Below are 17,057 nucleotides of genomic sequence, written 5' to 3'. Positions count from 1 at the left end.
AGTATGAATAACTGCTGAAATAGGGCTCTGTGCTATACCTAAAACGAAAAGCCGAAATTGGACTTGATCAGCAGGTTCAGAATAACACCTAAACCTGCCAGCAGCAGACCGATGCCGATCAGCTTTTCGATATCCTGCATTTTGCCCTGTCGCTTCTTGAGCATGTTTCCGCCGATGGCCCCAAGGGCAAAGGCTGCCATAAGCGGCAGGCTGCGGCTCCAGATCACGTTGCCTAGCAGGTAGTGGCTGATAAAGCCGGTGAAGCTTGTGATAACCAGAATGAATAGAGAGGTGGAAGTGGCGATCTGAGGTGGTATCCGGAACAGTTTGATCATCATGGGAGTTTGCAGGAAACCGCCTCCTATACCGAAGAGGCCGGCTATTATACCTGAAGCAAACCCAAAAACCCCTACAACACCGCCATTGAGCCGGTAAGCCAGGTGCTTGGCTCTGTTCTTCCGGATAAAGGAAGTCGGCACGCGGCGGATTCGGTACATCATGCCGGAGTGGCGAATATGCTTTTCTTTTTGCTGGGGCTTCACCATAAAGATTCCCACGGTCACTACAAAGAGCGCAAAAATCACCTGGAGCTCTGTTACGGGTAAAAAGGCTACCATAAAGGCACCCAGCACCGTGCCCACTACCGCTGGAAACTGAATGAGCGAACCTACCAGGTAGTCGATGCTCCGGTCGCGGAGGTTGAAGACAGAGGCAATGATGGAAGCCGGCACAAGTGCCGACATAGTGGCCCCGATGGCGATCTCGATGTTGTATCCGAAAAAGATGATCAGGATCGGCACCATGAACACGCCTCCCCCGAAACCGATAATGGTGCCAAACCCGCTCACGAGCGCACCGACCAGAAAGATGATAAATTCCTCCATTTGCGAAGCCCCGTAGGGCCGTGGTATCATACCTTTTGTGGCAAGGTATACTATTCAGCTACAGGTACGAATTTAAAGTCATCACCGTTAAACAATCCTTTGTCACTGAGTTTGAGCGAAGGTATAACGAGCAATGCCATAAACGAGAGCGTCATGAAAGGAGAAGCCAGTTTGCTGCCCATCTCTTTGCTCATGCGGTCGATGGCCGAGTACGCATTAGCTACTTCGTAGCCATCGGCCGCTGACATAATGCCCGCTACCGGCAGCGGCAGCAGCTGCTCGTTGTCACCGTCTACAGCCGCCACACCGCCTTTGGCGCTGATGATCAGGTTCACGGCGCGGGCAATGCTTTCGTCATCGACCCCCACCGCAATGATATTGTGCGAGTCGTGACCTACGGAGGAAGCAATGGCACCCCGTTGTATACCTACATTCTTGATGAAAGCCACGGCCGGTTCGGCGTTCTCGTAGCGGTTCACAACGGTAATCTTCAGCACATCCTGCGCCACATCTGACTGTATAAAACCATTCTCGATTTTCGGATCAGCCCATACCTGATGCGTAATCAGCTGGCCGTCAAAAGCCTCGATTACCCGGATTTTGCTGGTGCTGTTGGCTGGCAGTCGGAATTGCTCCGATGTTTTGGGCTCAGTGTTGAAGTTGTTGATCTCTTCGCTCGGTGTAAAAGCGATGTTCGATTTGCCGTTCTCTGCTACTTTTTCACCATTGATGTAGGTGGCTTCGATTATAAAATCGTCCAGGTTGTTTACCAAGATGAAGTCAGCAGGATCTCCTTCACGGAGCAGTCCGACCTCCAGCTTGTAGTGCTTCACCGGGTTGAGGCAAGCGGCACGCAGCACATGGAACAGGTCGTGGCCTTTGGCGAGGGCCCGCTTCACGAGCAGGTTCAGATGCCCTTCCACGAGGTTGTCGGGGTGCTTGTCGTCGGAGCAGAACATAATGCTGTCCGGGTGGGTGGCGAGTAGAGGTATAAGCGCCTCGAAGTTTTTGGCGGCACTGCCTTCGCGGATCAATATCTTCATACCTACAGCGAGCTTGTCGAGTGCCTCTTCAGCTGTAAAACACTCGTGGTCGGTGGTGATGCCAGCCGATGCGTAAAGCGCCGCCTGCTCACCGCGCAAACCGGGTGCGTGTCCATCCACAGCTTTGCCATATTTCTTAGCCAACTCGATTTTCTCCATCACTACCGGGTCGCGGTGTAGCACACCGGGCCAGTTCATCATCTCGGCCAGGTACTTGATCTCGTCGCGCTGAAACAAGGTTTCGATGTCGGCGGCCGTTATCTCAGCTCCGGCTGTTTCGAAAGGGGTGGCAGGTACGCAGGAGGGAGCTCCGAAGTAAAACTTAAATGGCACCTTCTTCCCGTTTTCCACCATATACTCCACACCGGCTATACCCAGCACGTTGCCGATCTCGTGCGGGTCCGATACGGTGGCCACAGTGCCGTGCGGCACAGCCAGCCGGGCAAATTCGGAAGGTACGAGCATGGAACTTTCCACGTGCACGTGGGCGTCCACAAAGCCCGGTAAAATATAACTGGAAGAGGCGGTGGCCTCACGAACTATTTTAGAAATGCGGCCGTTTGACACATGGACCGTTCCCTCAAAAATCTCTTGCTGGTGCAGGTCGATGATGCGTCCGCTGATGGTGTAGGAGCTATGCATGGGTAGGACTGTCTTGTTGATATAAAATGCCCGCTGATGGGGATTGAACCCGTAAATTACTTTATATTTGCGTTAAATTAAGTCGTTTTGAGAAAGATAATTTCATACCTGATCGTTGCATGTGTTTTGTCCTCCGGCACTCTGGCGGGTTGCACAGCTAAAACACCACAGCAGAAAAAGACGGCTTCCTACATGAAAAAGAGCAAGCGCGGCAATGTGCCCTGCCCTTGTGATTCGAATTAATTTCTGAGAGCTTACCATGAAAAAAATTGTAATCGCCATAGATGGCTACTCCTCGTGCGGTAAAAGTACAACGGCCAAACTGGTGGCTGCCGAACTGGGCTACGCTTATATCGATACCGGGGCTATGTACCGTGCGGTTACGCTTTATTTTCTGGAGCACCACGTGAGCCTCACCAACCCCAAGGAGGTGAAGGACGCACTGGATAAAATAGATATCGCGTTTCATTATAACCCAAAGGCCAAAAGAAACGAAGTATTCCTCAATGGGCTGAATGTGGAAGACGAGATTCGCAAGATGTACATCTCCAATCAGGTGAGTGAGGTAAGTGTCGTAAAGGAAGTGCGTCGCGCCATGGTGGCCCAACAGCAGAAAATGGGAAAGAAACGCGGTGTGGTGATGGATGGTCGTGATATTGGTACAGCTGTGTTCCCTGATGCAGAAGTAAAGATCTTTATGACAGCCGACGTGGACACCCGCGCCAAGCGCCGTCAGGATGAACTGTTGGCTAAAAAACAGCTGATCAACCTCGGTGAGATAAAGGAAAATCTGCTCAAGCGCGACCTGATCGACTCGACCCGAGCCGAGAGTCCGCTGCGCCGTGCCGACGATGCCTTTTTACTGGACACGTCGCACATGACCATTGATGAGCAGGTAGAGTTTGTGCTTAATAAAGTAACTTCCCGTATCTTCAACAGTGATTATGCTTTGCAGGAATAGAGGAAAGAAGAGATGAACGTAACGATAGACAAGAATTCCGGTTATTGCTTTGGTGTGGAATTCGCCATTCAGATGGCGGAGGATGAAATGGAGAACTGCGAAGAGCTCTATTGTCTTGGTGATATCGTGCACAACAGCATGGAAGTGAAGCGGCTTTATGAAAAAGGGCTTCGCATCATCGACCGCGAACAGCTCAAAGAACTGCGCGACACCAAAGTGCTGATCAGAGCCCATGGCGAACCGCCGGAGACTTACAAAACAGCCTTAGAAAACAACATTGAACTGATCGATGCTTCCTGCCCGGTAGTACTCAAACTGCAGAACCGCGTGAAGCACGCTTTTGATGCCGATAAGTCGAAAGGCGGACAGATCGTGATTTACGGTCAGGTGGGCCATGCCGAGGTGATCGGACTGGCGGGCCAGACAGGCGATGCGGCCATTATCGTGACGACAGAAGAGGACCTCGACAAGATCGACTTTACCCGTCCCGTGACCCTCTTTAGCCAGACAACCAAAAGCACCAAAGGCTTTTACCATATCAAGTCACTAATCGAGGAACGCTTGCAGCAGGCCAATCAGGACAGCACCGCTTTAAACGCCAACGACAGCATCTGTCGTCAGGTGTCGAACCGCGAGCCGCAACTCACTAAGTTCTCTGTGGAGCACGACGTGATCATCTTTGTGAGTGGCAAAAAAAGCTCCAATGGAAAGGCGCTCTACAGCGTGTGCAAGCAGCACAACCCGAACAGCTACTTTGTGGAGAACGAGGAGGAGCTTGAGAAAGATTGGTTTGCCAATGCGGAGAGCGTAGGTATATGCGGTGCTACTTCCACGCCCATGTGGCTGATGCAGCAAGTAGCTGACAGTATCAAAAAATTTGACTTTGAAACAGTATAGGTATAGCCCTATACTACAAAATAGTGGCTTTTTAGCTACATTTAGGCTTTGCTTCGGCAAGGCCTATTTTTTTAAGCACCAGCAGACATGAGACGCATTTTACGCTATTTTTTGAACGGTCTACTTATTGTAGCACCTTTCACCATTACGGTATGGATCATCGTGGCCATTATCGACTGGCTGAATAGCATGTTCGACTTAGGGATACCCGGATTAGGTATATTCCTGATGTTTGTGCTCCTTACTCTGATCGGTTTTATCAGCTCCTCTTTCTTTGTAAAGCCATTCATTGTCATCACGGGGCGTTGGTTTAACAAAGTGCCGCTGGTGGGCATCGTCTACTCCAGCATCAAGGACCTGTTCGACGCCTTTGTGGGCGACAATCAGAAATTCAACAAGCCTGTTATGGTGAAGATGTCAGAAGAGTCTGATAACCTGAAGTTCGGCTTTGTAACGCAGGATGCTTTGAGTTCAGTGAATGTTGAAGACCGCGTAGCCGTGTATTTTCCGCACTCTTATAACTTCTCGGGTGAGCTCTTTGTGGTACCCAAGCGTAACGTTGTATACCTTGACCTACCCAGCAGCGACGTGATGAAGTTCATTGTGTCAGGTGGCGTGTCACGGCTGTGACAAGCTAATCGCTATACCTTTCATAGCTAGCAGTAGAGCGCTCACGAAATATCTCGAAATTTAAAGGCCCTTTTGTGTATCTTATTTGTATGCATGCCGAATAAGTTAAAGGGGATGACAAAATTCAGAATGCCTTACATCATACATAACGGTACGAAGCTTCACTACAGGGTGCTGGGGGAGGGAACACAGCCCTTGCTGGCTTTTCATGGCTACGGCCAGAGCAGCAGCTACTACCTGCCCATGGGTCATGCGCTGGGCAGCGACTATACCATCTACGCCTTCGACCTTTTCTTTCATGGGCAGAGTACCTTGCACAAGGAGAACATGCCGCTCGACAAGGATTTCTTGCAGGAGTTGATCAGCTTATTTCTCAAAAAGGAAAAGATAGATCATTTCTCTCTGATGGGCTTCAGCATGGGAGGCAAATTTGCACTTACGCTAGTGGAGCGCTTCCCGGAGCGCATCGACGAGCTTTTCCTGATCGCACCGGACGGCATTAAGACTAGCTTCTGGTACAATATTGCTACCTATCCGGGCTGGCTGCAGCAGCTGTTTAAACGCACCGTACTTAAGCCGGAGCCATTCTTCCGGTTGCTTAATGTGCTCAACCGGTATAACATGATCCACAAAAGCCTCGTGCGCTTCGCCCGCTTCCAGATGGACAGCACCGAAAAACGCCTGCGGGTATACCGCAGCTGGATTGGCTTCCGCGAGCTCAACTTCGACATCCGCGAGATCGTGCGGCTGCTCAACCACAAGCAGGTGCCGGTTACCATGTTTCTTGGTGAGTTCGATCAGATTATCTCGCCGAAGCGGGTGAGTGTGTTTATTAAAGCTTTGCGCAAAGGCGAGCTTGTTGTGCTCAAAGCCGGGCATTCGCACCTGTTGCAGGAGGTTGCCGAGTTGCTGCACGCAAAAAAGACCGGCGTTGTACCACCTCCAAAAATTTAATGCCCATTCCTTTCTCCAAATTGTCGTACGTAAAGCATAATGCTTAAATTGGCCCTTGATGAAAGAGGAGAACCTAAAAAAGCCCAAACCAGAGAAAAAGATCATCGGCAGGCGCGAGATGGTGGCCTTTCCTGAACTGGATATTGACGAGATAGAGGCCAAGATCGACTCCGGTGCTTACACCTCCGCGATCCACTGCTCGGATATTCATGAGGAGACCCGCGCTGACGGAACTAAAGTGATCTGTCTGGACTTATTAGACCCGTCGCACCCGCAGTACAATCACAAAAAACTGACGTTTTCTGACTACAGCCTGCGTGATATCCGTAACTCGTTTGGGGATGTGCAGGAGCGGTACGTCATCAAGACCAAAATCAAGTTTTTCGATGAACTGATCGAGGCGGAGTTCTCACTTTCGGATCGAAGCGATATGAAGTACCCGGTGCTGATTGGTCGGAAACTGCTCAAAGGCCGGTTTATTGTGGACGTTTCCCGTAAAAACGTCTCACTCAAATTCAACAACAAACAAAAGAAGAATAAATAGTTTTTATGAAGATAGCGATTCTCTCTCGCAACTCTAAGTTGTACTCTACCCGCCGCCTGGTGGAAGCTGCCCAGCAGCGTGGCCACGAAGTGGTGGTGCTGGACCACCTGCGCTGCGACCTTGTGATTGAGCAGGGCGACCCGCACATCCTCTACAAGGGAGAACGCTTAACTGATATCGACGCCATCATTCCGCGAATCGGTGCCTCAGTTACTTTTTACGGCACGGCCGTGGTGCGTCAGTTTGAGATGATGAAAGTGAAGAGCGCTGTAGACTCTCAGAGCATCGTGCGCTCCCGCGACAAACTGCGCAGCAGCCAAATCCTGTCTCGGGCTGGGCTGGGTATGCCGAAAACAGCTTTCACGAACTACTCCAAAGAAACATCGATGCTGGTGAAAGAAGTAGGCGGTGCCCCTTTGGTGATCAAATTGCTGGAAGGTACGCAGGGCCTGGGCGTGGTGCTGGCCGAGACTAAAAAGGCAGCAGAGTCTGTAATCGAGGCATTTCACAATCTAAAGGCCCGTATTATCGTGCAGGAGTTTATTTCTGAGGCGGCAGGTGCTGACATCCGCGCTTTTGTGGTAAACGGCGAAGTGGTAGGTGCCATGAAGCGCCAGGGTAAGGAGGGCGAGTTCCGCTCTAACCTGCACCGTGGCGGCAATGCTACCCTGGTCAAACTGACCCGCCAGGAGAAAGCCGCGGCTTTGCTCGCTGCCAAGTCGCTGGGCTTAGGTATAGCGGGCGTAGACATGCTGCAGTCCAAGCGCGGACCGCTGATTCTGGAAGTGAACTCCTCGCCAGGGCTTCAGGGTATAGAAAAAGCCACAAATAAAGACATAGCAGCTAAAATAATTGAGTATGTGGAGGGACTAGTTCAGAAGAAAGTCTCCAAAAGAGTGAAAGAATAGCATGCCCGAAACGATTAAGATCAACGGTGTAAGTATAGACCGTGGAGAGAAAGTATTGACCCGACTTGTCATCTCCAAACTTCCCAGTGGTACCGTCATCGATATTCCTGTTTATGTGTTCCGCTCCGTACACGACGGGCCGGTGCTCCTGCTGATGGCAGGTATGCACGGAGACGAAGTGAACGGCACAGAGATCATCCGCCGCATGATCACCAAAAAGATGCTGTACCCGCTCAAGGGTACCATCATTGCAGTACCGATCCTGAACATCTACGGTTTCCTGAACTTCTCACGCGATGTGCCTGATGGAAAAGATGTAAATCGAAGTTTTCCGGGTAACAAAGAAGGCTCGCTGGCCAGTCGTGTGGCGCATCGCTTTATGAAAGAGGTTATGCCTTATATTGACTATGGTGTGGATTTCCATACAGGTGGCTCTAGCAGAGGCAACTATCCGCAGATTCGCTGCGTGCTGGCCGAGCCGAAGAATCAGCAGCTGGCAGAGGCCTTTGCCGCGCCCTTTACGCTTAACGCCTCTTACCGGCAGGGCTCACTCCGCAAGGAAGCTGCTAAACTAGGCAAGCACATTCTGGTATATGAAACTGGTGAGTCACTTCGTTTCGACGAAAGAGGTATAGCTACGGGGATAGAAGGTACTCTGCGCCTGATGCACCACTTGGGTATGGGCAATGCTGCTCCTTCACCTACAGAGCCGACCACAATTTGCATGAAAGACATTTGGGTGCGCGCCAAAAATGCGGGCCTGTTCCGTAGCAATGTAGCGGAGGGTGGCTATGTGAAAAAAGGCCAGATAGTAGGTACCATTACCGACCCTTATGGTGAAATGGAAGTACGCCTGAATGCGCCGGCAGCCGGCTATGTGGTAGGGCTCAACAATATGCCTGTGGTGAACCAGGGCGATGCTTTGATGCACATCGCCTTTTAGGTATAGCTACTCAGATGTGACCTGTGTGATAAGCAGCTGATCGTTTCAGAACCGTATAAGAACAAAAGCGCCCGCTACTAAGCAGTAGCGGGCGCTTTATGTTAAGAGGCTTTTCAGTTCTTAGAATACGTAACGAACGTGCAGGGCAGAATCCCAGAAGCCACGGCCATGCGGGATGTTGATATACGGCTTGATATCAGCACCGATCGTAAACGGAATGTCGCGGATGTAATATTCCAGGCCTAATACGCCATCAATACCAAAACCTACAATGTTGTCATCATAGTATCTGTCGCGTCTGTGCTTGTCATAGTAGTAGTAATAACGGCCTTCGTAAAAGCCAATGTGGCCACCCAGGCCATAGTACCACTGCAGGCCTTTTGCATTGAAGGCAGGTGCATGTTTTTCATAAAGTACTGTAACAACAGCGCCTCTGTGGCGGAAACCTGTACTCAGAATGCCTTCAATTGCGGCGTCGCTTTTAATAAAATGCTTTATAGTAAGACCAGAAGCTACACCACCTCTGAAGCCTATACCTGTACTGTACTCCTGTGCCTGTGCACCGAAAGCAAGCGTCATCACCAAAGCCATGGCGAATCCTACGCGAAGAAATGTTTTCATTGTTCTATTGAAAAAGTTATATCTGGCTTGCCAGACAGGTATGTCCAGCTGGCGGGTGCAAAAATATAACTTCTTGCGTTTGAAAAAATTAATAATTGCAATTTGAACAAAAAAATTACCGCTGTCATTTGTAAGACTGCAGGTAAGCTGTTTTGGATGTTCGTCTGCCAATAAGCTTAAAAAACGTGATAAACTTATCTTTGTCGTGCTCTAGGGCTTTAGCAAAGGCATCTGCTTCCTCGGAGTTTTGATAGTCCTTAATGTATTGTTCCCGTACCAGGCCTGCCTCTGACAGTTCGGCAGCAGCTTCTATTTCTACAAGTCCGGTCTTCTCCCAGAGTCTGCGCCACCAGTCAATGGTATGAATAAAGTACCAATAGTTCTGATAATCTTCTTGTAGGAATTCGGGTACCTGATCGCGGCTCTCGATCTCGGTGGTGAAGCAAACATCCACAATGGCGATATGGCCTTCAGGCTTTATAAAGCGGGCAATATAGGGCAGGTACTTCTCGTCAGTGCCAAAATAGGTATAGGAATCCACGACGATTACGGCATCGAAATATTCCTCAGGAAAGGGGAGCGAACGAGCTTCCATTTCAAGCGGAAACACTTTGTCTTCACAACCTTCGGCACAGATGCGCTCGTAGTTGTCGCTGGCAGACACGGCTTCGTCTACGGCCCAAACGGTAACCCCGAACTCCATGGCCAGAAAGATAGAGCTGATGGCCTTGCCGCAGCCGAGGTCGAGCACCCGCATACCGGGCTTGAGGTGGAGAGACTTGGTCAGGCTCTCGAGGTTGAAGAGCACGTTCTCGCCCATAGAGTGCTTGCGCACCCACTTCGGGTCATACTGTGAGGCTTTTGGGAATGCACGGCGCAAGCTTCTGTTAGGCATAGGTATAGGTATAAGTTGCCTTGCAGCTTACGGGGCAGGTATAGGGAGGGTTAGCGGCCCAGTCGCTCTATTTCGTCGGACAGGTATACCTTGTCGCCTTTCTGGTCTTGCGCAGCGGCACGCAGCATGGCGCTGGCCACTGTTTCAGCTTTAATGGGGCGGTATTTGCGCATTGGGCCGATCATCAGCATAGAGAGCGGCTTCATAATCCTGGCGCTGATCTCTTCGCCAGTGCGGTGCTCTTCACGCTCTCCCAGCAGGAGTGCCGGTCTGAAAATATGTAGCGAAGTAAAGCCCAAAGCCTGAATATCCCGTTCCATTTCGCCTTTCACACGGTTGTAGAAAATGCGGGAGCTGGCATCGGCGCCCATGGCCGACACAACCAGGAACTGTGTGGCGTTACGGCGCAGCGTGATCTCGGCCAGCTGCGTGACATAGGTATGGTCTACTTTGTAGAAGGCCTTTTTGGTGCCGGCTTTTTTGATGGTGGTGCCTAGGCAGCAGAACACGTCGTCGGCGGCCAGTTCAGATGCGCTTTTCTTGAGGTTATCGAAGTCGACTATCTGTTGGTCGAGCTTGGGGTGAATGATGGCGAGTTCGCGACGGCCAACGGAAATTACCTGACTGTAGCGGTCGCTTTGCAGCAGCATAAGCAGCAAGTGACTGCCTACCAGGCCGCTGGCGCCGGCAATCAGTGCGGTTCGGGTTCGGTGCATGTAGGTTTACGTTTCGCTGAATTACGTGAATGCCCGCCACATTGGTTAAAAAATGCGGTGCTTTCCTGTAAATAATCCTTTTAGGGCCGTTTTTGTTGTGAATTCAGCTCGAATCGCGTAGTTGTCCTGTAAGTTACAGCGCGACTTATTCCTCGCCTTTCAACCGGATATGGTCTGTGTCGATCTCGATCTTGCCTTCTTTGTACAAGCCGCCAATAGCCTTTTTGAACACCTTCTTGCTCATACCCAGCATGCGGTATACCTCGTCTGGGCTGCTTTTGTCAGACAAAGGTAAATAGCCTTTAGCCGCCTCTAGCACTTCCATTACTTTATCCGCCGCCTCATTCGATTCGCTCAATCCGGTGGTGCCGGGCTTGCGCAGGGTCACGTCTATTTTACTGTCTGGTCGGATGGTCTTGATATAACCTTTCAGCTTGTCGCCCATGTATAGCTCCTTGAACACTTCATTCTTGTAGAGCATACCCATGTAGCGGTTATTGATGATTACCTTGATGCCGATCTCAGTGAAGCCGGCTACCAGCAGCTCCACTTCTTCGTTCTCGGTCAGCTCGTTAGGGGCCTCGTCGTTATGCAGGTACTTGCCAAGTTTGGTCGTGCCCACGATGCGGTCAGAGGTATCGTCCAGGTATACATACACGCAGTATTTGCGTCCGGTTCGCATCTTTTCTTTCTGGTTGTGCAGCGGCACAAGCAGGTCTTTCTCCAAGCCCCAGTCCAGAAAAGCACCAAAGTCAGTGCTGTCTTTGCACATCAGGCAGGCAAACTCGCGTACGGTGGCGTAAGGTGTCAGATTGGTGGCAATCACACGGTCTTCGGAGTCGCGGTACACAAACACGCGTACCTTGTCGCCTACCTTGGCCCCCTCCGGAATGTATTTGCGTGGCAACAGAATGTCGCCGTCTTCAGAGGTCAGGTATACGCCGAAGTCCACTTCACGCGCTATCTCCAGTTCGTTGTAATTGCCAAGATCTACCATGGTGCTGTTGTAGTAAGTATAGAATGTTGCAAATATAGTGAAACCATTGCAGGTATAGCCTTCCGGTTTCGGCTGTTCCCCTTATACTTGAAGGGAGGGGCAAAAGGATACAAAAGATGCTTGGCTGAAGACAGGGGAATAAATGTGTTCAGACCTGACTTAGATAAAAAAACAGGCAGCCTACATGGACTGCCTGTTCTATAAGGTATAGTCGGGTTATAAATTAAGCGTTTGCCTTCTTCGTAGTTTTGGCTTTGCCATTCTGTCCTTTGGCTGGCTCACCGTCTTCCTCCATGATATCATCTGGCTTCGCGATCAGTCCGATAGACAAGCCGTCTTCGCCCAGGAAGTGCTCGATGTGGTGGCAGCGGTCTTCAGTTTTGAGAAGTATGCCCTCTAATAGAGACTTGGTCGCGAAGTCTTCTTGTTCAAAGGCTTTCTTGATGGATTTGCGCAACTCCACGGCAATCGTCTTTTCGTCCTCCATGTCTTTTTTGAGCATCTCCCGGATTCGGAACACACCTTCTTCCTCGTGCGCGATATAGGAGAGTTCCAGCTGTTTCGCCGGGTGGCAGGTAGGGCAGTAGCCCATCACAGTGAGGCGCTCGGCAATGGCATCGTACTGTTCGTGAATCTGGGTATAGTGCTCCTCAAAGAATAGGTGTAGGTCGCGGAATTGCGGGCCTTCCACCATCCAGTGGTGCTTGTGATACTGGTTGTACAGGGTGATAAACGACGACAGGTGGCGGTCCAGTTCGTTGGCCATTGCAGTCGCCGTAGTTTTGGACAGCCCAACCGGGTTGCCTTCATATTCTGATTTTTCTCTTAGCTTTTCCATGTTCAGGGTTTATTAAATTACTCTGCCTTTGTACCCCGATCAGCTCAAAAAGATACAGAAAGATTTACCTGAACTCGGCTATGCCAGGCTGTGTGAAGCGGAAGTCTTCGAAGTCGTAGTAGGAGCGGGACGACTCGTATATGCGCAGGTTGTTGAAGTTCTCGTTAGGCGGGATTTTCGGATAGTAGCCTACTAAAATCTGGATCGTGCTGAAAGACAGGTACTCGTTGCGGAAGCGTATGCCTGCTCCGAAACCGGGGTAAGGCGTGCTCTTGAAAGGGGAGCTGCTGTTGCCATAAGAGAGCCAGGCCACATCCGCAAAAACCAGTGTGGCCAATCGGAAGCCAAATAGTTTGAAAGGGGTATAGAGATTGGCTTCGTAATTAATTACGACGCGGCGGTTGCCCCGCAGCAAACCCGAACGAAAGCCGCGCAGACCCTCTTCGTTGTTAATAGAGAGCAGCTCCTCGGGGTTACGATTGATGCCAATGGTGCTTCGGCCAAGTATAAAGTGGCGCAGCTTCCAGTTGCCGTTTTCATAAAGTCGCGTAAAGTACAGCGATTCCAGCTCCAGCATGCCCTGTTCCCATTTGCCGTCTCTTATAAAGGAGCCATAGCCGGCGCGGCTGTACAGGTAGCCGGCTTCTTTGTTATAGCGGGCAAAAGAAAGGTCCAGGCCGAAATAGCGCCGGTTGAACAAGTCGCCCCGCTCGTAGCCGTACGATACAGATGCCAGCGTGCCGGCGGGCACGTCCTCTGTTCGGCCAAAGCCATACAGGTAGCGGTCTTTGTAATAGCGGCGCACACTGTAACCCAGACTGGCGATTCCTAGCACATTGTCCTGAAAATTCTCGGTAGGCTTGGTATAAAAATTTGTGTTGATGACCCGCAGTGCCGTAATCAATCGTCCGCGTGGTTCAAAGCCCAGGTTGTAGCTCTTGAACTTGAATGAGCGGCCCAGCCATAAGTCCTGCCGGTGGTAGCCCACCTCGGCGAAGCGCTGTATCGTGTCCTCCGGCACCGGCGGCAGCAGCAGTTGCTCGTCTATCTTGCTGGCTCCGACGGCCCCGGCGTAGCGGGTGTTGGTGGCAAAGAAGTCACGACGCAGGTAGGCACTGCGCTCTTTGTAGAAATTCTGATCGAAATAATTGATGTCGGCTGTGATGTAAGTGTTGCCGATGTTCTCCACCGTGTACCCTGCGGTAGTCTCCCAGGACCGGGGCGCGTTCATGTTGAAACGGTAAGATCCGCGAATCTGATGGCCGAGCCCCAGGAAGTTGAGCTCACGCAAGGCGACCCTGCCCGAGCCCGATGATGGGGTATAGGAGCCAGATCCGCCCAGGCTGAAAATGTCTTTGGAGATGACCAGTACATCCACACTGTCTTCGGTGGTGGTGCGCTCGTCCACGATGATACGGGCATCGAGCAGATAGTCGGTCTGGCGCAGTAGACGCTCCGACTCGACCAGTGCCAGCGGCTCCAGCGGCTCCATCCGCTGGAAGAGTAGTTTGTTGCGGACCAGGTGCCGGCGAGTTTTGACGTGCAGTGAGTTGCCAGCCTTTTCCAGAAAGCTGCGCGGCACCCGTGTTGTGTCGTGTATGGAATAGCCCAGTGCGTCGAGTGTCATGATGTTGATGTGGCGCACTACCTTATAGTTGTGCCGTTCGTACTCGCGCTGGATCAGCTCAGCATCCAGTCCCAATACCTCCTCATCACGCCGGTCGAAAACCAATATGGCTTTTAGCAGCTTACCCATAATGGTCTTGCGTTGTGAGATTTCCCGCAGGTTACTCATCACGCGCTCGTCGAACTTCTGCTTTGTGGTATCGGCTGGTGCCGCGACGGTATCCTTACGGGTCGGTATTTCCTGCGCCCGCACATCGCCAGCCAGCAGCCATGCTCCCAGCATGCAGGCTAACATACAGCATAAAAAGGGCGAACGTGGAAAAGCCATGGAAGTATAGGGGCGCTTACTGTTTGTTGTATGTGTTTGTACGGTACAACCTCCTAATATAGTCTTTTCAGCTCTATGTGGAAAATTTCAGGCTGAAATCAGGAAAACTGCCTCTGCTAATCATGTTAGCATTGTTTGGATGTGGATAGCGTGTTGATAAATATTATTGCTAATAAAATTGGGGTTTGTGCTAAGGTTTTTGTAATTTTATAACCGTCAAGCAGATAGAAGAGGCGAAAATGAATGATAAAGTAATAGGTAAGCTAAAAATATTAGCAGATGCTGCCAAGTACGATGTTTCCTGTTCGTCGAGCGGCGGAAAACGCAAGAACGAGAACAAGGGGCTGGGTAACGCAGAAGGCATGGGTATTTGCCACAGCTATACCGAAGACGGTCGCTGCGTTTCCTTGCTGAAGATCCTGCTGACTAATTTCTGCATTTACGATTGCGCCTACTGTGTGACACGCAAAAGCAACGATGTGCAGCGAGCCGCTTTTACGGTGCAGGAAGTAGTGGATTTGACTATCAACTTCTATCGTCGCAACTACATCGAGGGTCTGTTTCTGAGCTCAGGCATCTTCAAAGATGCTGACTATACTATGGAGCGACTTGTACGAGTGGCTAAAAAGCTGCGGCAGGAAGAGAAGTTCAACGGTTATATCCACCTCAAAACCATACCTGGTGCGAGTGACGAGTTGATCAAAGAAGCTGGCCTGTATGCCGACCGCCTGAGTGTGAACATTGAGCTGCCTTCAGAGCAAAGCCTGCAAAGTCTGGCGCCGGAGAAGAACTACGCTGAGATTCTTTTGCCGATGGACTCGATCAAGAACCAACTAGTGCAAGCGAAAGAAGAAAGCAAACTGTTCAAGGCGACGCCGAAGTTTGCGCCGGCCGGGCAGAGCACGCAGCTGATCGTGGGGGCCACTGCCGAGAGCGACCGCCAGATTCTGCAGCTGTCGGACCAGCTTTACAAAGGGTATAGCCTGAAGCGGGTTTACTACTCGGGCTACGTGCCGGTGAGCACAGATAGCAGGCTGTCGATTATCACGGAACCGCCGATCATCCGGGAGAACCGCATTTACCAGGCTGATTGGCTGATGCGCTTTTATGGTTTTGATGTGAAGGAGATACTGGATGAGGCGAATCCGAATCTGGACCTGGACATAGACCCAAAGCTGGGCTGGGCGCTGCGCAACCGCCATTTCTTTCCGGTGGAGATCAACACTGCCGACTACGAAATGATCCTGCGTGTGCCGGGCATTGGAGTGAAGTCGGCTAAGAAAATAATATCAGCCCGGCGGTTTGCACCGCTGCACTTTGACCACTTGCGCCAAATGGGCGTGGTGCTGAAGCGGGCCAAATATTTTATCACCTGCCAGACCAAGAGCCTGCAGCGGCAGGACTTTGACTCAGAGCAGCTACGCCGCCGCATCCTGTTTGGCGAGGGCTCTGTGCGAAGTGCATTACTTACGCAGCAGCTGGACTTGTTTCGGCAGGTAGGCTAAAAATAAAAAGTGTGACATGGAAGAGGGGAGAGAAGATCATAAGACAGAATTGTGTAACAAAACAGATCATACATCATTTCAAACCATTCATAAGACGATGAGAAATTCTACTAAAGTTGCCCGTGTATCCTGCTGCTGCAAACTCAATATGCTGGTACCTCACCTGCAGAGCCTTTCTTCCAGATTGCAACACGATAGCAAGCGCGAGAAGGGTCGTGTAAATTCAAGCGCCAAGCAGTAGCGAGAGCGTCTTGCCGATGTACTTCTATACCTACGATGGCTCTTTCGAGGGACTGCTGACGGTGGTGTTTGAGGCGTACGAGCGCAAAGCCTGGCCTACCGCCATTGAGCCTGAGCAGTTGGCCCAACCCTCCATGTTTGGAGAAACAGTAGCAGTGGTGACCGACGAAGAGAAGGCCAGCCGGGTATGGCAGGGCCTGAAGAAGCGCTTGTCAGCAACGGCACTGGACTCGCTCTACTATACCTATCTGTGGGAGCAGAGTGGCTTTGAGCGGTTGATCTTTGACTATGCCCGCCTCGTATTCGACTCGCCTGAAAGTGTGGAAGGAAATTACACGGCTCCCTTTATCCTGCAGGTACAGCAGATTCAAAAGCAGGTACATCGTGAAAAACACCGGATGGAGGCCTTCGTGCGCTTTCAAAAAACTGCCGATGGACTTTACTACGCCAGCATCTCACCCGACTTTAATGTGCTGCCCCTGATTGTGCGGCATTTCGAAAAGCGCTATGCAGATCAACGCTGGGCTATTTATGATGCATCGCGCCGTTACGGTGCCTACTATGATCTGCGGCATACAAGCTTTGTACAGCTGGAGAATCCGGCTTTAACGCCAAAACAGCAGGGCAAGCTCAGCCCAGACCAGTTCGACGAGAACGAAACCCGCTACCAGATGCTCTGGCAGGTATACTTCGACCATGTAAACATTCCGGAGCGCAAGAACCCCAAATTGCACTTGCGGCATATCCCAAAGCGCTACTGGAAATACCTGTCCGAAAAACAGCCAAGACTACAGTAAAAAAATGGCCTGTAACGTGTTGTGTTTCAGTTATGTTTCATAACATGGGCTGGACATCGAGGTGTTTGACTGATTTTTTTCACAACAC

General features: G+C 51.0%; 17 protein-coding genes. 9 read left to right on the top strand and 8 right to left on the bottom strand.

The genetic code is table 11. The annotated features are described in order from the left end of the window. Positions 1 to 38: 38 nt before the first annotated feature. Both Q1A54_RS10140 and ade read right to left on the bottom strand, forming a co-directional pair. Positions 39 to 914: a sulfite exporter TauE/SafE family protein gene (locus tag Q1A54_RS10140; RefSeq protein ID WP_230392118.1), complete on the bottom strand. Its 876-nt coding sequence runs from the start codon at positions 912 to 914 to the stop codon at positions 39 to 41. A gap of 20 nt (positions 915 to 934) precedes the next feature. Further along, positions 935 to 2,569, bottom strand: a complete 1,635-nt coding sequence (gene ade, locus Q1A54_RS10135; protein ID WP_299987302.1) for an adenine deaminase — start codon at positions 2,567 to 2,569, stop codon at positions 935 to 937. A 259-nt stretch (positions 2,570 to 2,828) separates the two neighbouring features. Between ade and cmk the strand changes: the two genes are divergently transcribed. The 7 genes from cmk (at position 2,829) to Q1A54_RS10100 (ending at position 8,406) form a co-directional block, all read left to right on the top strand. Next, entirely contained in the window at positions 2,829 to 3,530 is a 702-nt protein-coding gene (cmk, locus tag Q1A54_RS10130; protein ID WP_299987299.1) for a (d)CMP kinase, read from the top strand. A gap of 12 nt (positions 3,531 to 3,542) precedes the next feature. After that, on the top strand, positions 3,543 to 4,427 hold the full coding sequence (locus Q1A54_RS10125; RefSeq protein WP_299987296.1) for a 4-hydroxy-3-methylbut-2-enyl diphosphate reductase: 885 nt from the start codon (positions 3,543 to 3,545) through the stop codon (positions 4,425 to 4,427). An 87-nt stretch (positions 4,428 to 4,514) separates the two neighbouring features. After that, positions 4,515 to 5,057 carry a DUF502 domain-containing protein gene (locus Q1A54_RS10120; protein WP_007656277.1) on the top strand — a complete coding sequence of 181 codons (543 nt, stop codon included), beginning with the start codon at positions 4,515 to 4,517 and terminating at the stop codon, positions 5,055 to 5,057. Between the two features lie 114 nt (positions 5,058 to 5,171). Continuing rightward, positions 5,172 to 6,011, top strand: a complete 840-nt coding sequence (locus tag Q1A54_RS10115) for an alpha/beta hydrolase (protein ID WP_299987293.1) — start codon at positions 5,172 to 5,174, stop codon at positions 6,009 to 6,011. A gap of 58 nt (positions 6,012 to 6,069) precedes the next feature. Continuing rightward, positions 6,070 to 6,555, top strand: coding sequence for a RimK/LysX family protein (locus Q1A54_RS10110; protein ID WP_299987290.1), 486 nt, complete (start codon positions 6,070 to 6,072; stop codon positions 6,553 to 6,555). Between the two features lie 5 nt (positions 6,556 to 6,560). Beyond that, positions 6,561 to 7,463 carry a 30S ribosomal protein S6--L-glutamate ligase gene (gene rimK / locus Q1A54_RS10105; RefSeq protein WP_007656282.1) on the top strand — a complete coding sequence of 301 codons (903 nt, stop codon included), beginning with the start codon at positions 6,561 to 6,563 and terminating at the stop codon, positions 7,461 to 7,463. A 1-nt stretch (position 7,464) separates the two neighbouring features. Then, positions 7,465 to 8,406, top strand: coding sequence for a succinylglutamate desuccinylase/aspartoacylase family protein (locus Q1A54_RS10100; protein WP_196117455.1), 942 nt, complete (start codon positions 7,465 to 7,467; stop codon positions 8,404 to 8,406). 120 nt (positions 8,407 to 8,526) lie between these two features. Here Q1A54_RS10100 and Q1A54_RS10095 read toward each other — a convergent pair whose 3' ends face one another. The 6 genes from Q1A54_RS10095 to Q1A54_RS10070 all read right to left on the bottom strand — a co-directional run bounded on the left by Q1A54_RS10095 (position 8,527) and on the right by Q1A54_RS10070 (position 14,382). Then, positions 8,527 to 9,027, bottom strand: a complete 501-nt coding sequence (locus tag Q1A54_RS10095) for a hypothetical protein (protein ID WP_196117457.1) — start codon at positions 9,025 to 9,027, stop codon at positions 8,527 to 8,529. 124 nt (positions 9,028 to 9,151) lie between these two features. Next, positions 9,152 to 9,922, bottom strand: a complete 771-nt coding sequence (locus tag Q1A54_RS10090; protein ID WP_299987284.1) for a methyltransferase domain-containing protein — start codon at positions 9,920 to 9,922, stop codon at positions 9,152 to 9,154. 50 nt (positions 9,923 to 9,972) lie between these two features. Then, the gene (locus Q1A54_RS10085) at positions 9,973 to 10,638 is read right to left on the bottom strand and encodes an oxidoreductase (RefSeq protein ID WP_299987281.1); all 666 of its coding nucleotides are present in this window, start codon (positions 10,636 to 10,638) and stop codon (positions 9,973 to 9,975) included. Between the two features lie 145 nt (positions 10,639 to 10,783). Continuing rightward, positions 10,784 to 11,635, bottom strand: a complete 852-nt coding sequence (locus Q1A54_RS10080; RefSeq protein ID WP_299987278.1) for a S1-like domain-containing RNA-binding protein — start codon at positions 11,633 to 11,635, stop codon at positions 10,784 to 10,786. A 223-nt stretch (positions 11,636 to 11,858) separates the two neighbouring features. Next, positions 11,859 to 12,473, bottom strand: coding sequence for a DNA starvation/stationary phase protection protein (locus Q1A54_RS10075; RefSeq protein WP_299987273.1), 615 nt, complete (start codon positions 12,471 to 12,473; stop codon positions 11,859 to 11,861). A gap of 64 nt (positions 12,474 to 12,537) precedes the next feature. Next, entirely contained in the window at positions 12,538 to 14,382 is a 1,845-nt protein-coding gene (locus Q1A54_RS10070; RefSeq protein ID WP_299987270.1) for a hypothetical protein, read from the bottom strand. Positions 14,383 to 14,666: 284 nt separating this feature from the next. On the opposite strand from Q1A54_RS10070, the gene Q1A54_RS10065 reads away from it, so the two are divergent. Then, positions 14,667 to 15,932, top strand: coding sequence for a putative DNA modification/repair radical SAM protein (locus Q1A54_RS10065; protein WP_007656299.1), 1,266 nt, complete (start codon positions 14,667 to 14,669; stop codon positions 15,930 to 15,932). 257 nt (positions 15,933 to 16,189) lie between these two features. Beyond that, positions 16,190 to 16,969, top strand: coding sequence for a TIGR03915 family putative DNA repair protein (locus tag Q1A54_RS10060; RefSeq protein WP_299987265.1), 780 nt, complete (start codon positions 16,190 to 16,192; stop codon positions 16,967 to 16,969). Positions 16,970 to 17,057 lie beyond the last annotated feature (88 nt).

The organism is uncultured Pontibacter sp. (genome assembly GCF_947502515.1).
Lineage (GTDB): Bacteria > Bacteroidota > Bacteroidia > Cytophagales > Hymenobacteraceae > Pontibacter.
The sequence above is the reverse complement of the archived record's forward strand: the minus strand, read 5'-3'. Positions and strand labels throughout refer to the sequence as shown.

Excerpts from the sequence above, each read along its gene's own strand:
- Q1A54_RS10095 (WP_196117457.1), bottom strand. The coding sequence starts at position 9,027 with ATGAAAACATTTCTTCGCGTAGGATTCGCCATGGCTTTGGTGATGACG.
- Q1A54_RS10125 (WP_299987296.1), top strand. The coding sequence starts at position 3,543 with ATGAACGTAACGATAGACAAGAATTCCGGTTATTGCTTTGGTGTGGAA.
- Q1A54_RS10100 (WP_196117455.1), top strand. The coding sequence starts at position 7,465 with ATGCCCGAAACGATTAAGATCAACGGTGTAAGTATAGACCGTGGAGAG.
- Q1A54_RS10080 (WP_299987278.1), bottom strand. The coding sequence starts at position 11,635 with ATGGTAGATCTTGGCAATTACAACGAACTGGAGATAGCGCGTGAAGTG.
- Q1A54_RS10085 (WP_299987281.1), bottom strand. The coding sequence starts at position 10,638 with ATGCACCGAACCCGAACCGCACTGATTGCCGGCGCCAGCGGCCTGGTA.
- Q1A54_RS10110 (WP_299987290.1), top strand. The coding sequence starts at position 6,070 with ATGAAAGAGGAGAACCTAAAAAAGCCCAAACCAGAGAAAAAGATCATC.
- Q1A54_RS10115 (WP_299987293.1), top strand. The coding sequence starts at position 5,172 with ATGACAAAATTCAGAATGCCTTACATCATACATAACGGTACGAAGCTT.
- Q1A54_RS10120 (WP_007656277.1), top strand. The coding sequence starts at position 4,515 with ATGAGACGCATTTTACGCTATTTTTTGAACGGTCTACTTATTGTAGCA.
- cmk (WP_299987299.1), top strand. The coding sequence starts at position 2,829 with ATGAAAAAAATTGTAATCGCCATAGATGGCTACTCCTCGTGCGGTAAA.
- Q1A54_RS10075 (WP_299987273.1), bottom strand. The coding sequence starts at position 12,473 with ATGGAAAAGCTAAGAGAAAAATCAGAATATGAAGGCAACCCGGTTGGG.
- Q1A54_RS10090 (WP_299987284.1), bottom strand. The coding sequence starts at position 9,922 with ATGCCTAACAGAAGCTTGCGCCGTGCATTCCCAAAAGCCTCACAGTAT.
- Q1A54_RS10140 (WP_230392118.1), bottom strand. The coding sequence starts at position 914 with ATGATACCACGGCCCTACGGGGCTTCGCAAATGGAGGAATTTATCATC.
- Q1A54_RS10065 (WP_007656299.1), top strand. The coding sequence starts at position 14,667 with ATGAATGATAAAGTAATAGGTAAGCTAAAAATATTAGCAGATGCTGCC.
- rimK (WP_007656282.1), top strand. The coding sequence starts at position 6,561 with ATGAAGATAGCGATTCTCTCTCGCAACTCTAAGTTGTACTCTACCCGC.
- Q1A54_RS10070 (WP_299987270.1), bottom strand. The coding sequence starts at position 14,382 with ATGCTGGGAGCATGGCTGCTGGCTGGCGATGTGCGGGCGCAGGAAATA.
- Q1A54_RS10060 (WP_299987265.1), top strand. The coding sequence starts at position 16,190 with ATGTACTTCTATACCTACGATGGCTCTTTCGAGGGACTGCTGACGGTG.
- ade (WP_299987302.1), bottom strand. The coding sequence starts at position 2,569 with ATGCATAGCTCCTACACCATCAGCGGACGCATCATCGACCTGCACCAG.